This window comes from Streptomyces sp. NPDC088733 (genome assembly GCF_044751185.1).
In the GTDB taxonomy this organism is placed as follows: Bacteria; Actinomycetota; Actinomycetes; order Streptomycetales; family Streptomycetaceae; genus Actinacidiphila.
This window is the reverse complement of sequence record NZ_JBIVLH010000021.1, coordinates 18,747-34,554: the sequence shown is the minus strand read 5'-3', so window position 1 is coordinate 34,554 and position 15,808 is coordinate 18,747. Positions and strand designations below refer to the sequence as shown.

The 15,808-nt window shown below is 73.0% G+C and carries 11 protein-coding genes; 2 read left to right on the top strand and 9 right to left on the bottom strand.

Translation table 11 applies throughout. The features are described from left to right. Positions 1-26 precede the first annotated feature (26 nt). Together glpK and ACIP64_RS30575 are read right to left on the bottom strand one after the other, a co-directional pair. Entirely contained in the window at positions 27-1,541 is a 1,515-nt protein-coding gene (gene glpK, locus ACIP64_RS30580) for a glycerol kinase GlpK (protein WP_401592945.1), read from the bottom strand. A gap of 47 nt (positions 1,542-1,588) precedes the next feature. Continuing rightward, entirely contained in the window at positions 1,589-2,356 is a 768-nt protein-coding gene (locus tag ACIP64_RS30575) for an IclR family transcriptional regulator (RefSeq protein WP_401592943.1), read from the bottom strand. A gap of 183 nt (positions 2,357-2,539) precedes the next feature. Between ACIP64_RS30575 and ACIP64_RS30570 the strand changes: the two genes are divergently transcribed. Beyond that, positions 2,540-2,974 carry an ATP-binding protein gene (locus tag ACIP64_RS30570; RefSeq protein WP_401592941.1) on the top strand — a complete coding sequence of 145 codons (435 nt, stop codon included), beginning with the start codon at positions 2,540-2,542 and terminating at the stop codon, positions 2,972-2,974. Between the two features lie 34 nt (positions 2,975-3,008). Here ACIP64_RS30570 and ACIP64_RS30565 read toward each other — a convergent pair whose 3' ends face one another. The 4 genes from ACIP64_RS30565 to ACIP64_RS30550 all read right to left on the bottom strand — a co-directional run bounded on the left by ACIP64_RS30565 (position 3,009) and on the right by ACIP64_RS30550 (position 8,744). Next, positions 3,009-4,052, bottom strand: a complete 1,044-nt coding sequence (locus ACIP64_RS30565; RefSeq protein ID WP_401592939.1) for a TolB family protein — start codon at positions 4,050-4,052, stop codon at positions 3,009-3,011. 20 nt (positions 4,053-4,072) lie between these two features. Then, positions 4,073-5,347 carry an MFS transporter gene (locus tag ACIP64_RS30560; RefSeq protein ID WP_401592937.1) on the bottom strand — a complete coding sequence of 425 codons (1,275 nt, stop codon included), beginning with the start codon at positions 5,345-5,347 and terminating at the stop codon, positions 4,073-4,075. Between the two features lie 2 nt (positions 5,348-5,349). After that, positions 5,350-6,249, bottom strand: coding sequence for an alkaline phosphatase family protein (locus ACIP64_RS30555; protein ID WP_401592935.1), 900 nt, complete (start codon positions 6,247-6,249; stop codon positions 5,350-5,352). Positions 6,250-6,449: 200 nt separating this feature from the next. Further along, positions 6,450-8,744 carry a peptidoglycan recognition protein gene (locus tag ACIP64_RS30550; protein WP_401592933.1) on the bottom strand — a complete coding sequence of 765 codons (2,295 nt, stop codon included), beginning with the start codon at positions 8,742-8,744 and terminating at the stop codon, positions 6,450-6,452. Between the two features lie 353 nt (positions 8,745-9,097). Between ACIP64_RS30550 and ACIP64_RS30545 the strand changes: the two genes are divergently transcribed. Next, positions 9,098-12,070: a bifunctional [glutamine synthetase] adenylyltransferase/[glutamine synthetase]-adenylyl-L-tyrosine phosphorylase gene (locus ACIP64_RS30545; protein ID WP_401592931.1), complete on the top strand. Its 2,973-nt coding sequence runs from the start codon at positions 9,098-9,100 to the stop codon at positions 12,068-12,070. Positions 12,071-12,117: 47 nt separating this feature from the next. On the opposite strand, the gene ACIP64_RS30540 is transcribed toward ACIP64_RS30545, so the two are convergent. Genes ACIP64_RS30540 through ACIP64_RS30530 form a run of 3 tightly spaced genes read right to left on the bottom strand, consistent with a single transcriptional unit; the run spans position 12,118 to position 15,743 of the window. Further along, positions 12,118-12,960, bottom strand: coding sequence for a phosphatase PAP2 family protein (locus ACIP64_RS30540; protein ID WP_360911568.1), 843 nt, complete (start codon positions 12,958-12,960; stop codon positions 12,118-12,120). Between the two features lie 37 nt (positions 12,961-12,997). Then, entirely contained in the window at positions 12,998-14,086 is a 1,089-nt protein-coding gene (locus tag ACIP64_RS30535; RefSeq protein ID WP_401592928.1) for a LacI family DNA-binding transcriptional regulator, read from the bottom strand. A 25-nt stretch (positions 14,087-14,111) separates the two neighbouring features. Continuing rightward, positions 14,112-15,743, bottom strand: coding sequence for a glycoside hydrolase family 13 protein (locus ACIP64_RS30530; RefSeq protein WP_401592926.1), 1,632 nt, complete (start codon positions 15,741-15,743; stop codon positions 14,112-14,114). Positions 15,744-15,808: the final 65 nt, after the last annotated feature.

Genomic DNA, 15,808 nt, shown 5'->3' with positions numbered 1-15,808 from the left:
CTGCGCCCCCGCGCCGCGGGGCCGGGTCAGGGGGCCTTGGGGGGCCGGATCCAGCCGATGGAGCGCTCGACGGCGCGCTTCCAGCAGTCGTACTCGGCCTCGCGTTCCGCGGGTTCCATCGCGGGCAGCCATTGCCCCGCGCGGTGCCAGTTGCGGCGCAGGACCTTCAGATCGGGCCAGTAGCCGGCGGCGAGGCCGGCGGCGTAGGCGGCGCCGAGGGAGACGGTCTCGGCGACCATGGGGCGCACCACGGGGACGTCGAGGACGTCGGCGAGGAACTGCATGAGGAGGTTGTCGGCGGTCATGCCGCCGTCGACCTTGAGTTCCTTCAGGGCGATCGAGGAGTCGGCGTTCATCGCGTCGACGACCTCGCGGGTCTGCCAGCCCGTGGCCTCCAGGACGGCGCGGGCCAGGTGGCCCTTGGTGATGTACGAGGTGAGGCCGACGATGACGCCGCGGGCGTCGCTGCGCCAGTGCGGGGCGAAGAGCCCGGAGAAGGCGGGGACGATGTAGCAGCCGCCGTTGTCCTCGACCGTGCGGGCCAGGGTCTCGATCTCCGGCGCGCTGTTGATCAGGCCGAGCCGGTCCCGGAACCACTGGACGAGCGAGCCGGTGACGGCGATCGGGCCCTCCAGCGCGTAGACCGCGGGCTGTCCGTCGATCTTGTAGGCGATGGTGGTGATCAGCCCGTGGTTCGAGAGTACGAGCCGGTCGCCGGTGTTGAGCAGCAGGAAGCTGCCGGTGCCGTACGTGCACTTCGCCTCGCCGGGCGAGAAGCAGGTCTGCCCGAACAGCGCGGCCTGCTGGTCGCCGAGGGCGGCGGCCAGGCGCACCCCGGGGAGCACGGCCTTGGCCTCGCCGTAGACCTCGGCCGAGGCGCGGATCTCCGGGAGCATGGCGCGGGGCACGCCGAAGAAGTCCAGCAGCTCGTCGTCCCAGGCCAGCGAGCGGAAGCTCATCAGCATGGTGCGGCTGGCGTTGGTGACGTCGGTGATGTGCAGGCCGCCGTCCGGGCCGCCGGTGAGGTTCCACAGCAGCCAGGTCTCCATCGTCCCGAAGAGCACCTCGCCGTCCGCGGCGCGCTCCCGCAGGCCGGGGGAGTGCTCGAAGAGCCAGCGCAGCCGGGGCGCGGAGAAGTAGGTGGAGGGCGGCAGGCAGCACCGTTCCATGAAGAACTCCGCCCCGGGGTCCCGCAGCAGCTCGTCGACGAGGGGGCCGGTGCGGGTGTCCTGCCAGACGATGGCCCGTCCCAGCGGGGTGCCGGTGGCGCGGTCCCACACGACGGCGGTCTCCCGCTGGTTCGCGATCCCGATGGCGGCGACCTCCTCGGGGGTGATGCCGGCCTCGGACAGCGCCTGCGGCACGACGCGCTGGAGGTTGCGCCATATCTCCAGGGCGTCGTGCTCCACCCACCCGGGCTTGGGGAAGTGCTGCTGGTGCTCGCGCTGGGCGACCGCCACCAGGCGGCCGCGATGGTCGAACAGGATGCATCGGGTGGAGGTGGTGCCCTGGTCGATGGACAACACATACCGTTCAACCATGTCGGGGGCCTGCCTTCCGATGCGTTCGGGGCCAGCTGGGTGACCTGCTACCAGCGGGCCGCGCCCAGGTCTCTGGAGATCGCCCGTGCCGCCTCCCGGAGCAGGGTGACCATGGCCGGTTGCGGCCGGCCCTTGGAGTCGCAGATCCGCTCGACGGGGCCGGAGACCCCGATCGCGCCCACCACCAGCCCGCCGTGCCCGCGGATGGGTGCCGCGATGCCCGCCTCGCCCATCGACATCTCCTGCACCTCGCCGCCCCAGCCCTGCTCGCGGACCTCCGCGAGGGCGCGCTGGAGGTCGTCGGGGTCGGTCAGGGTGTGCCGGGTGTACGCCTCCAGTCCGGCGGCGATCGCCGCTTCCACGGGGCTGGACCCGAACGCCATCAGCACCTTGCCGAGGGCGGAGGCGTGCAGCGGCAGCAGCACCCCCATGTCGAGGGTCTGCAGGCTGTCGTCGGGGCGGAAGACGTGGTGGACGATGAGCACCTGGCCCTCCAGGGGGGTGCCCAGCCGTACCGCCTCGCCGCTGCGCGCGGCCAGGGCGTCCGCCCAGTTGATGGAGCGCGAGCGCAGGTCGTTGACGTCCAGGTAGCTGCTGCCCAGGTGCAGCAGGGCGGCGCCGAGCTGGTACTTCCCGGTGGCGGGGTCCTGCTCGACGAAGTCGACGTGCTGGAGGGTGCGCAGAATTCCGTGGGCGGTGCCCTTCGCCAGCCCCAGCGAGGCCGCCACCTCGCCGAGTCCCAGTCGGCGGGAGCCGCCGGCCAGCAGACGCAGGATCGCCGCCGCCCGTTCGATGGACTGGAGCGGGCCGGCCATGTATCGATCGTAGCCCGGCTGTTACGGGTCGGCAGCGGACGCGCTCCCGGGGGCCCCGGGGCGGGCGGATTGCGGCGTTCGGTAATGCCGACCCGGTTTCATTGCCCTTCGCCGGGTCTGTCAATACCGTTCCCACGACGCCCGGGTGCCCACGCCCGGCCGGGCCCCTCGGAGGGAGGACACATGGCGGCGGAGCCGAACACGATGCCGCAGCGTGAAGACGTGCACGTGGCCCCGCTCTCGCACATCCCCGGCGCCCTGTCCGTCGTGCGCCGGCGGGTGCGCGCGGTACTGGCCGACTGGAACCTCTGCCCCGAGCTGGCGGAGGACGTGCTCCTGGTGATCTCCGAGCTGACCACCAACGCGATCGTGCACGCCCTGGGGCCCGCGACCCTGCGGGTGTCGTGGACCGCGCTGGACGGTCTGAGCGCCCTGCACATCGAGGTGACCGACTCCGGGCCGGCCAACCCCTGCGGGCCGCCCGGCGGCATCGACCCGGACGAGCACGGCCGGGGGCTCGGCATCGTCAAGGCACTGTCCGCCCGCTACGGCATGCGCACCGACTGCGAGGGCGTCACCCGCTGGGCGGAGCTCCCCGTGCGGGTGGTCGCTGCCTGACCCGGCCCCACCGCCCGGGTCCCCGCCGCCGCGGCTAGCCGAGGTACGCCGGCGCCAGCGCGGCGGTGGCCATGCGCCGCGCAGTCCCGGTCCCGTCGGCGGGCACGGTCCACAGGTCGGCGCCGAAGTCGCCCGCGAGGGCGTAGACGAGCGTGCGGTCGTCCCGCCAGACGACCTGGTCGTCCACGCTGCGCTCCTCCGCGAGCGGGCGCTCGCGCATCGTGGCGAGGTCCAGCACGTACAGCCGCCACGGGGCGTCGGGGGACAGGCCCGCCACGCGCTTCTTGAAGACCAGGCGGGTGCCGTCGGGGGACAGCGAGGGGCATTCCACGTTGCTGCGCAGGGTGCGGACGGTCCGGGCCGCGACGTCGCCGTGCACCAGGTAGGTGTGGCCCGCGGTGCCCAGGGTGGCGTAGAAGTGCCCGTCGTCGGCGAAGGTCACGCCCCAGAAGTTGGCGTCGGCCGCGTGGTAGGGCTTGCCGTCCTTGGTGATCGAGAAGTCCTCCAGGTTCGCGCGCAGGTCCCAGGTGCGCGTGTCGAGGACGGAGGTGCGGGTGGAGAAGTTGGTGCCGGCGTAGGAGTCGCCGCCGACGAAGACCGTCCAGGCGACCATGCGGCCGCTGGGGGAGACCCGGGCCCGGGTGGGGATGCCGGCCAGCGGGTAGGAGCGCAGCTCCTTCAGGTGCGCGTCGAGCACGACCGCCCGGTAGGAGTCCTGGACGGCGCCGTGCACGGCCTGGAGGCAGATGCCGGTGCCGGCGGCCGCGTAGAAGCGCAGGCACTTGGTGCCGGAGGCGGTACGGGCCCCGGTGGGGTCGTCGGCGGGGACCGTGGCGAGCTCGTCGCGGTGCGGGCCCCAGGCCATGTTCCGGAAGACCATGCGGGGCGCGTCCGGCGCGAGCGAGACGGTGCCCTCGGTGACGGCGGGACCGCCCGCCTGGGGGCGGTCCTTCTCGGCGGCCCGGTCCGCGGCGTGCAGCACGGCCGCCGCGGCGACGGCGGCCAGCACCGCGACCGCCGCCAGCAGCACGAGCAGGCGGTTCCGGGTGCCGAGGGGGGCGCTGTGGGCGCTGTCCATGCGCAGCCTTTCTGTGGAGGTCAGGCGGCCGGGGCCGGCGGGGCTGTCGGGCGCAGCCACACCGCGCAGACCGCGCACGCGGCCAGGGCCACGGTGGCGGTGGTCAGGGCCGTACGGTCGCCCCAGGCGGTCCAGGCGGCGCCGAAGGCCAGGGACGCGGCGAAGCGGGCCGCGGCCTGGCCGGTCTGGATGAGGGCGAGCCCGGCACCGCGTTGCTCGGCGGGCACGGCGGTGGAGGCGGCGGCCATCAGGACGCCGTCCGTGGCGGCGTAGAAGGTGCCGTGCAGCAGCAGCACGAGGACGGCGGGCCCGTGCGCGAGCAGCAGGGCGTACGCGCCGAGCAGCGCCACGTGCCCGGCGAGGAACATCCGCCAGCGCCCCAGCCGGTCGGCGAGCCGCCCCAGCGGGATCGCGAGCAGCAGGAAGCCCGCCGCGGTGCCCAGCGGCATCAGTGCGAACCAGCGGTCGGGCACCCCGAGGCGGTGCTGGAGCAGCAGGTAGACGAAGGAGTCGCTGACCGTCGACAGCCCGAGCAGGGTGGCGCAGATCGTCAGCCGCCGTACGTCGGGCCGGCGCAGCAGCGCCACCGACGCGCGCAGTGAGGGCTGCGCGGCGGGGGCCGCGGGGACCGCCGGGTCCTCGGCGGGCCGCGCCCGGCCACCGGGGACGAAGAGCAGCAGCACGACCACGCCGACCGCGGCCACGCAGAAGCTGACCGTGAAGACCGCGTCGTAGCCCTCGGCCGCCTGGCGCAGGATGAGGAAGGCGACCAGCGGGCCGAGCAGCGCCCCGGCGGTGTCCATCGCGCGGTGCACGCCGAAGGCCCGCCCGCGCGCCTCGGGCGTGGAGGAGAGCGAGATCATGGCGTCGCGCGGCGCCGTGCGCAGGCCCTTGCCGGTGCGGTCGACGGCGAGGACCGCGCCGATCAGCGGCAGGCTGTGGACCAGCAGCAGGGCCGGCTTGCACACCGCCGACAGGCCGTAGCCGAAGGCGGCGACGGCCTTGTGGCGGCCGCCGCCGCGGTCGGCGAGGTGGCCGCCGACCAGGCGCACCAGCGCGCTGAAGCCGTTGTAGACGCCGTCGAGCAGGCCGAAGCCGAGCGGTGACAGGCCGAGCCCGGCGACGAGGTAGAGCGGCAGTACGGCCGTGACCATCTCCGACGAGACGTCGGTGATGAGGCTGACCGTGCCGAGGACGAGGACCGTGGGGGCGACGGCGGCCGCGACCCGAGGCCCGGGACGCGTCGCGTCCCGGGCCTCGCTGCCGGCGGCGCCGCGGCTGTCCGCGACGTACACGCTCAGCTCGCCCAGATGCCGGTGATGTCGGAGGCGGAGGCGGCGTTGCCCGCGTGCGTGGTGAGACCGGCGAGGTCCTCCAGCGTGCGGAGCATGTTGTAGTGGTTGTAGGTCGTGGCCGAGGTCGAACCGGGCGTGACCAGCTGCCCGTACAGGACCGTCGGGATGCGGTTGCCCGCCAGGCGGTTGTCCTCGTCGAAGGTGACGACGAGGACGCTGTTGTGGGTCTTGGCCCAGGTGGCGTAGGCGCCCAGCTTGTTCTTCACCCAGGTGTCGCCGGTGGAGACGGAGCAGTCGTGCATGTCGCTGCACAGGTTCGGCGTGACGAAGGAGATCTTCGGCAGCGTCGTGAAGTCCGTCGGGAACTGCGTGAAGGTCTTCGCCGTCGACGTCGGGACGTTGCTGAAGGCGAACCAGGGGTTGTGCTTGCGCGCGTAGTCGCCGCTGCTGCAGGTGGTGGAGCCCTGGCTCGGCAGCGTCTCGTTGTAGCTGGCCCAGCTCTTGCCCGCGGCGATCAGCTCGGAGGCGAGGTTGGCGGCCTTGCTGAAGCCGGGGGTGTAGCAGCCGTCGTCGGTGACGCCCTGGTTGCCGCCCGAGAAGATCTGCATGTAGTTGGGCTGGCTCGGGTGCGTGACGCCGTACGACTGGGTGAGGCTGGCGCCGCCGGCCTTCAGCGTGTTGTTGATGTACGGGGCGCTGGAGCTGCCGATGACCTGGTTGTACGCGTGGTTCTCCATCATCACCACGACCACGTGGTCGGGGTTGGGAACGCTGCCCGCGGCGTGGGCGGTCTCGGAGCCGCCGAGCGCGGCCCACAGGCCGAGCGAGGCGGCGGCGAGGCCGCAGGCGGATGCGAGTGCGGTGACAGTGCGGCGGGGACTGGACAGGGACCAGCCGGACACGACGGACCTCCGGGGCGGGGGACAGGGAGTGGCGCCGCGCCAGGTTAGGAGGGGGCCGCGGAAGCCGGAAGCGCTCCGCAGATGAAGGTACGTCGAACGCTCCGTAGGACCGGGTTCCGGGAGGTCAAGGGCAGGCAAAGGGCCCGGGAGGCGCGCAACTCGCGTCTCCCGGGCCCTTGCTGTCAGAGCGTCACCTCAGGTCATTTGATGTAGGTGATGCCGTCCGTGGTGATGGCCGGGCGGCCCGAGGTGCCGACCACGACGATCTTCAGGGTGTGCTTGGCGCTGGTGCTCCAGGAGGTGGACCAGATGGTCTGCCGGTACAGCGTGCCGGCGGACTTCAGCTCCACGGTGGCGGTCTTCTTGCCGTCCACGTAGATGTACGCCTGTCCCGAGGTCGAGGCCCGCGAGACCACCCAGCCCACCGAGCGTCCGGTGAACGTCCAGGTGAGCGACGCGTTCTTGGAGCTGGAGGTGAGCGACTTGCCGCCCAGGTAGCTGGTGGAGCTCTTCGCCGACCAGGTTCCGGTCTTGACCGCGGAGGTCTCCTGGATGATCGCCGCCGTGCGGCTCACCGAGGCGCTGCCGTAGTTGCCGGCCATGTCGGTGGCCCTGAGCCCGTAGGTGACGGCGCTGCCGGCCTTGCCCGCGGTGCTCCAACTCGTCGTCGTGGGACCGAAGGAGGCGACGCTCGGGGCAGTGCCCGAGGAGCCCTTGAGCACCGTGTTGTCGGCGGCCTTCCAGGTCACCGTGACCGGCACCGAGGTGTTGGACACCGTGGCGTTGCGGATCTTCACGGCCGGCGCGGTGGTGAACGTGGGCGCGGTGGTGTCGCCGGTCACGGCGAGCGACGCCGAGACGGAGGTCTTGTTGTTGATGTGCACCGCGCGCACCGCCACCGTGTGCTTGCCCGTCGGCACCGTGATCGCGGCCGAGGTGGCCGTCGCGGTCGCGGTGGCCTTCACGGCGCCGTCGACCAGCACCTCGAAGCGCTTGACCAGCACGGCCGGCGTCGTGGTCTTCCAGGTCACCGTCATGGCGCCCTTGGTGTAGTACGTGGTGCCGGACTTCGTGGCGCCGGTCGGCGTGCCGAGCGTGGGCGCCGCGACGGGGCCCGCCGCGTAGGCGCGGATCGTGGGCAGCTTGTCGTACAGGTCCTGGCCGGGGCAGGCGGTGGCGAAGCCGTCACGGTGCCCGGAGATCGCGTTGAACGAGTACGTCTTGCCCAGGACGAACGGCTTGCTGTCGCTCGCGCCCTCGGTCAGCGTCTGCGTCTTGCTGCCCGGGTTGGGGTTGATCCCGTACTGGCCGAGCTTCCACGCGGCGAGCGCCGCCACCGAACCCAGCATCTGCGAGGTGATGGGCGTGGCGGACTTGCCGTCGATGACCTGGTAGGTGCCCAGTACCGCGATGCCGAAGCTGCGGGTGTTGAAGCCGTAGGTGTGCGCGCCGATGACGGGCAGGTCGATGCCGCCGAAGCGGCCCTCGAAGATCTTGCCGCACTTGTCGACCAGGGCGTTGTAGCCGATGTCGCGCCAGCCCTCGGCCTGCACGTGGTACGCGTAGACCGAGCGCACGATGCTCGCCGACTGGGAGCAGTCGTAGCTGACCGCGGTGTCGGTGTGGTGCACGAAGACCGCGTTCACCTTGTCCGCGTAGTCCGGGTCGCCGGCCTCGCGGATCTTCTCGTCGGCACCCCAGCCGGCCCGGGTGACGATGGCCGGCTTCGCCACGGTCGAGGAGGGCGCGACCGGCCGGGTCGAGGTCGGGGTCGGGGTGGCGCTCTTGGTCGCCGTGGCCGTCGGGGTGGCGGTCTTCGTCGGCGTCGCGCTCACGGACGGCGAGGTGCCGGTCGTCGGCGTGGTGGTCTGCGAGGCCGGGGCGGACGCGGTCGCGGTGTCGGTGGCCGTGGCGGTCGCCGACGGGTCCGGCGTGGTGCTGCCGGTCGCGGTGTCCGTCGGCGTGGACTCGCCGGCGGTGGCGGTGGGGGAGTCCTCGCCGCCGGCGGCGTCCGCCTCGAAGGCCGCGGGGGCCATCGCCAGGCCGGAGCCGGAGGTGCCGGAGTCGCCGTGTGCCGCGTCGCCGACGAGTGCGAGGCGCATGCCCTCGGGCAGCTTCCCGGACACGCCGTGCGCGGAGACGACCTTCAGCTGCACGCCGTTGGACGGCCCCACGTACAGCGGCGCGGAGCCGCCGCGGGTGCCCTGCTCGGCGTCCGGGTCCGGCGCGTCGTCGTTGTGCGGGTCGACCGTGTTCCAGTCGGACCACTGGCCGGTGGCCACCGACCGGGTCCGTACCTGCACGGTGCCGTCCAGGACGCTGCGCGGGTCGTCCCACGTCACGCCGACCAGCCCGAAGGTGTCGGTGGCGCGCTGCGGCACGGTGCGCTCGCCGCCCTGCCCCTTCAGCTCCACCGAGCGGACGACGGTGGGCACCGGCTTGCCGGCCTCCGACGCGGCGGTGGTGGTGCCCTCCGGGCTCTGCGCGACGGTCACGGCCGTGACCGCTCCCACGCCGCCGAGCACGACCGCTCCCACCGCGAGCCAGGCCCGACCGCGCAGCGGCGGCAGTCCCGGCAGTCTTCTCGACCCTGCGGATCTCCTGGATCCCTTTGGCATTCCGTTGCCCCGCCCCTGATGACCGATCGGCCGGCTGGTTGTAGGTTCAAATGACCAACGCTTTCTATCAGATGGCCCTTTGGCCCCTCGCGTCGCGGTCGGGGTTCGCGCGAAAGCACCCATAACGTGGCATATCGGAGCCGGAACAGGCCGGATACTCTCTGACATGCGGATCGGCGCGGCCGAGGGCCGGACGCCGTGACGCCGGGAGACGGCGGAAGGTGGTCGGAGTGCTGGAAGGGCGACGGGACACCAGGTTCGGGCGGCTGCTCAAACGGGGCTTCGCCGACGCCGTCGCCGCCGAGCGGCTCCTGGGCGGCGAGGAACTGGGGTCCGTCGGCAGTGACCCGGTGCTCCTGGACGCCCTGGGCGCCACCGCGGACCCGGACCAGGCGCTGACCGGTCTCGTCCGGCTGGTGGAGGCCCTGGACGAGGGCGAGCGCCGCACCCTGCTCGACACGATCACCGCCGCCAAACCGCTGCGCGACCGGCTGCTCGGCGTGCTGGGAGCCTCCGAGGCGCTGGGCGACCACCTGACCCGGCACCCGCGCGACTGGCACGCCCTGGTGACCTACGAGCACGCCGATCTCCACCCGGGGACAGCGGAGTTCGAACGCGGCCTGCGCGCCGCCGCCGACCCCGACGCGCTGCGGGCCGCCTACCGGCGCTGCCTGCTGGGCATCGCCGCCCGCGACGTGTGCGGCACCAGCGACCTCGTGCAGACCGCCGCCGAACTGGCCGATTTGGCGACCGCGACCCTGCGCGTCGCGCTGTCGATGGCCGAGGCGGAGGCCCCCGCCGACGCCGCGCAGTGCCGGCTCGCGGTGATCGCCATGGGCAAGTGCGGCGGCCACGAACTCAACTACATCTCCGACGTGGACGTCATCTTCGTCGCCGAGGCCCGGGCCGAGACCGAGGGCCTGGAGGACGAGGCCAAGGCGGTCCAGGCGGCCGGCCGGCTGGCCTCGCGCATGATGCGGATCTGCTCCGACACCACCGCCGAGGGCACCATCTGGCAGGTCGACGCCAACCTGCGGCCCGAGGGCCGGCGCGGCCCCCTGGTCCGGACGCTCTCCAGCCACGTCGCGTACTACAAGAGGTGGGCGAAGACCTGGGAGTTCCAGGCGCTGCTCAAGGCCCGCCCGGTCGCCGGCGACCCGGCGCTCGGCCAGGCGTACGTCGAGGCCCTCTCGCCGATGGTGTGGCAGGCCGCCGAACGCGACCACTTCGTGCCGGACGTGCAGGAGATGCGGCGCCGCGTCGTGGAGAACATCCCCGTCGCGCACGTGGACCGGGAGCTCAAGCTGGGCCCCGGCGGACTGCGGGACGTGGAGTTCGCCGTGCAGCTCCTCCAGCTCGTGCACGGCCGCACCGACCCCGCGCTGCGCAGCGGCACCACCTTGACCGCGCTCGCCCAGCTCGCCGCCGGCGGCTACGTGGGGCGGGCGGACGCAGCGGCGCTCGACGCCTCGTACCGCTTCCTGCGGACGATGGAGCACCGTATCCAGCTGCAGAAGCTGCGCCGTACCCATCTCGTGCCCGAGGACGAGACGGACCTGCGCCGCCTCGGCCGCTCCCTGGGGTTCCGCGCCGACCCCGTCACCGAGCTGCACCGGGAGTGGAAGCGGCACGCCCGTGAGGTGCGCCGCCTGCACGAGAAGCTCTTCTACCGGCCGCTGCTGGACGCCGTGGCGCAGCTCGCGCCCGGCGAGGTCGGCCTCAGCCCGGACGCGGCCAAGCAGCGCCTGGAGGCGCTCGGCTACGCCGATCCCGCCGCCGCCCTGCGCCACCTGGAGGCGCTGGCCTCCGGGGTGAGCCGCAAGGCCGCCATCCAGCGCACGCTGCTGCCGGTGCTGCTCGGCTGGTTCGCCGACTCCGCCGATCCGGACGCGGGCCTGCTGAACTTCCGCAAGGTCAGCGACGCGCTGGGCCGCACCCCCTGGTACCTGCGGCTGCTGCGCGACGAGGGCGCCGCCGCCGAGAACCTCGCCCGGGTGCTGTCCTCGGGTCGGCTCGCCCCCGACCTGCTGATGCGCGCGCCCGAGGCGGTCGCCCTCCTCGCCGACGACGAGGGCCTGCAACCGCGTTCCCGGGCCGCGCTCGACCAGGAGGTGCTGGCCGCCGTCCACCGCGCCGGCTCCGCCGAGCAGGCCGTGGCCGCCGTGCGCGGCGTCCGGCGCCGCGAGCTGTTCCGCACCGCCGCGGCCGATGTGACCGGGGTCCACCGGGAGGCGCCCGACGCGGTGGGCGCGGCCCTCACCGACGTCAATGCCACCGCCGTCGCGGGGGCGCTGCAGGCTGCCGTCAACGCCGTCGAGGCGGCGGACGGTGAGCCGCTGCCGACCCGTTTCGCGGTCATCGGCATGGGCCGCTTCGGCGGTCACGAACTCGGCTACGGCTCCGACGCCGACGTCCTGTTCGTCCACGAGCCGTACGAGGGAGTGGAGGAGCACCACGCCTCCCGCACGGCCGTGAAGGTCGCCAACGAACTGCGGCGCCTGCTGCAGATCCCGACCACCGACCCGCCGCTCCTCATCGACGCCGACCTGCGACCGGAGGGCAAGAGCGGCCCCCTGGTGCGCACGCTGGCCTCGTACGCCGCCTACTACCGGCGCTGGTCGCTGGCGTGGGAGAGCCACGCGCTGCTGCGGGCCGAACACGTCGCGGGCGACGAGCAGCTGGGCGCGCGCTTCATGGAGCTCGCGGACCCGCTGCGCTACCCGGCCGGGGGACTGACGGAGGAGGCGGTCCGGGAGATCCGCCGTCTCAAGGCCCGCATGGAGTCCGAGCGCCTGCCGCGCGGCGCCGACCCGACGACGCACGCCAAGCTGGGGCGGGGCGGGCTCAGCGACGTCGAGTGGACGGTGCAGCTCTTCCAGCTGCAGCACGGCGCGCGGATCGCGGGCCTGCGGACCACCCGTACCCGGCCCGCGCTCGCCGCGGCGACGGAGGCGGGCCTGCTCGGCGCGGAGGACGCCGAAGTCCTCGACGCCGCCTGGGTGCTGGCCGGCCGCGTCCGCAACGCGGTGATGCTCGTCCGCGCCCGCCCCGGCGACACCTTCCCGGGGGACGGCAGGGAACTCGCCGCGGTCGGCCGCCACCTCGGGTACGAACCCGGGCACGTCGGCGACATGGTGGAGGACTACCGCCGGACGACCCGCCGCGCACGTGCGGTGGTGGAGCGCCTCTTCTACGACGCCTAGCGCCGGCGGGACGGGACGCGACCGTGTCCCGCACCGCCCGCGCGGCGCTATGCGGTGGCGACCCGCACCTGGCGGGGGAGTTTGTACGCCAGCCCGCCGTAGACCGCCCAGGACGCGGCGAAGCCGACCGTGAGGCAGGCGGTGCCGCCGGCCGCGTCCAGCCAGAAGTGGTTGGCGGTGGACACGATCACGAGCAGCGTGGTGACGGGGTAGAGCACCCCGAGCACCCGGACCCAGGTGTGCCGCGCCAGCATCGCGACCGTGATGCCGCACCACAGCGACCACCCGATGTGCATCGAGGGCATGGCCGCGTACTGGTTGGACACGTGCGCCAGGTCGCCGGAGGCCATCGAGCCCCAGGTGTGGTGGATCCGCACGGTGTCGATGAAGCCGCTGCCCATCAGCCGCGGCGGCGCCAGCGGGAAGAAGTAGTACCCCAGCAGTGCGATGCCGGTCGTCACGAACAGCACCAGCCGGGTCGGGGCGTAGCGCCCGGGGTGCCGGCGGAAGAGCCAGACGAGCACCGCGAGAGTTACCACGAAGTGCAGCGTGGCGTAGTAATAGTTCATCCCGACGATGAGCCACGTTACCGAATTCACGGCATGGTTGATCGCGTGCTCGAAGGCGAGGCCGAAGGACTGTTCCAGGTCCCACACCCGGTCCGCGTTGCGCATGGCCGCGGCCTGCTGTTCGGGCACGGCGTTGCGCACGAGTGAGTAGATCCAGTAGCTGACGGCGATCAGCAGGATCTCGAACCACAGCCGTGGTCGGCGTGGTGCCAGCCGCCCGTTGCCCGTCGTCGCTCCATCGGCGTCACGGGAATCGATGGAGCGCGGCGGGGCTGCCGTTGCGGCTCGGCGTGCCAGGATCTTCGCGGTCGATTCCCCCATGGGGGGATAGTCTGCCATGCGGGGGTAGGCCGTCCGATCAGCCCCCGGTCGGATTCCGTGCATCCTGCGTACGCCTCCAGGCCGACTGCTGTACCGGTACGGCTGCCCCGGCCCCGGGACCTGATGCCGTCGAACCGCGTACGACCAGTTCAGGCAGGAAGACGAACTCGCTGTGCGGGGCCGGGGTGCCCCCGACCTCCTCCAGCAGCGCGCGCACCGCGGCCTGGCCCATCGCCGTGACCGGCTGGCGGATCGTGGTGAGCGGCGGATCGGTGAACGCGATGAGCGGGGAGTCGTCGAACCCGACGACCGAGACGTCACCGGGCACCGACAGGCCGTGCTGCCGGGCGGCCCGGACGGCGCCGAGCGCCATCATGTCCGAGGCGCAGACCACGGCGGTGCAGCCGGCCCCGATCAGCCCCGAGGCGGCCGCCTGGCCGCCCTCCAAGGTGAACAGCGAGTGCTGGATGCGGTCCTCGGCGAGCCGCGCCGGTATGCCGAGCACCTGGTCCATGCTGCGCAGGAAGCCCTCGATCTTGCGCTGCACCGGGACGAAGCGCTTGGGCCCGACGGCCAGGCCGATCCGCTCGTGGCCGAGCGATGCCAGATGAGTGACGGCCAGCCGCATCGCGCCCCGGTCGTCGGGGGACACGAACGGCGCCTTGATCCGGTCGGAGAACCCGTTGATGAGGACGAAGGGCACGCCCTGGCCGTGCAGCCGGTCGTAGCGCTCCATGTCGGCGGTGGAGTCGGCGTGCAGGCCGGAGACGAAGATGATCCCGGCGACGCCGCGCTCGACGAGCATCTCCACCAGTTCGTCCTCGGTGGAGCCGCCGGGTGTCTGGGTGGCCAGCACCGGGGTGTATCCCTGGCGGGTCAGCGCCTGGCCGATGACCTGGGCGAAGGCCGGGAAGATGGGGTTCTCCAGCTCGGGCGTGATGAGCCCGACGAGCCCGGCGCTGCGCCGGCGCAGCCGGACCGGCCGTTCGTAGCCGAGCAGATCGAGTGCGGTCAGCACGGATTGGCGGGTTGCCGCGGAGACCCCGGGCTTGCCGTTGAGAACCCGGCTGACCGTCGCTTCGCTCACCCCCGCCTGGGCTGCGATGTCGGCAAGCCTTGCGGTCACAGGATTGGACTGTACCGGTCGCATCTCAGATCGCCCACCAGATGCACGAATGGGCCGGAAGACGGATGTTTCCGCCGGTGGTTCCCAACGGCTCGCTGGAGAGCACCGGCCGCCCGGGAACGGGCAGTTCGACGGGCGTGGAGCGGGTGTTCAGGGTGCAGACCAGGCCGGGCCGGGAGAGGGCCAGCACACCCTCGGGGGCGTCCAGCCACCGCATCGGGCCGTCGCCGAGACCGGGCAGTTCGCGGCGCAGCCGCAGGGCCTTGCGGTACAGCTCCAGCGTGGACGCCGGGTCCCCGGTCTGGGCCTCGACACTCAGGCCGGCCCAGGAGGCGGGCTGCGGCAGCCAGCTGCCGCCGCTGCCGAAACCGTACGAGCTGCCGCCCGCCGTCCACGGGATCGGCACCCGGCAGCCGTCGCGCAGTCCGTCCTGCCCGTTGTCGCGGAAGAAGGAGGGGTCCTGGCGGACCTCGTCCGGCAGGTCGGTGACCTCGGGCAGGCCCAGTTCCTCGCCCTGGTAGACGTAGACCGAGCCGGGCAGCGCCAGCATCAGCAGCGCCGCGGCCCGCGCGCGGCGCAGCCCGGTGGCGCCGCCGCCGTAGCGGGTGACATGGCGGACCACGTCGTGGTTGGAGAGCACCCAGGTGGTGGGGGCGCCGACGGAGACGGTGGCGGCCAGCGACTCGTCGATGACGGCGCGCATGGCGGCGGCGTCCCAGTCGCAGCGCAGGAAGTGGAAGTTGAAGGCCTGGTGCAGTTCGTCGGGGCGCACATAGAGCGCCATGCGCTCGGGGGTGGGCGCCCAGGCCTCGGCGACGCCGATGCGCCGGCCCGGGTAGCCGTCGAGCAGCCGCCGCCAGGAGCGGTGGATCTCGTGCACGCCGTCCTGGTCGAAGAACGGCAGCACCTGGGAGCCGATCAGCTTGACCTGCTCCTTGTGCCCGATGTCGGGCAGGCCGGGGGCCTTGACCATGCCGTGGGCGACGTCGACGCGGAAGCCGTCGACGCCGAGGTCGAGCCAGAAGCGCAGGATCTGCTCGAACTCCTCCCGCACCTCGGGGTGCTCCCAGTTGAGGTCGGGCTGCTCGGGCGCGAACAGGTGGAGGTACCAGTCGCCGTCGGGCACGCGGGTCCAGGCCGGGCCGCCGAAGACCGACTCCCAGTCGTTGGGCGGCAGTTCGCCGTTCCCGCCCTTGCCGGTGCGGAAGTGGTAGCGCTCGCGGGCCGGACCCCCGTGCCGGTCCGCGAGCGCGGCCCGGAACCACGCGTGCCGGTCGGAGGTGTGGTTCGGGACGACGTCCACGATCACCCTCAGGCCCAGTTCGTGCGCGGTCCGGACGAGGTCGTCGGCGTCTGCGAGGGAGCCGAAGAGGGGGTCCACGGTCCGGTAGTCGGCGACGTCGTAGCCGCCGTCGGCCTGCGGGGAGGCGTAGAAGGGGGTCAGCCAGACGGCGTCGGCCCCCAGCTCCGCCAGGTAGGGCAGCCGCGCCCGGGCGCCGGGCAGGTCGCCCACGCCGTCGCCGTCGCCGTCCGCGAAGGAGCGCACGTACACCTGGTAGATGACGGCACTGCGCCACCAGTCGGGGTCCGAGCCCTCGGGGCGGCCCGCGGCCGCGGGGGCCGCGCCGTGGACGACGGGGGCGAGCTCTTGGGTCATGTCGGTCCCTCGTGAGTCGGCGCCGGTTCCTGCCGATGATTCCCATCCACCGCCCGATCGGCAAT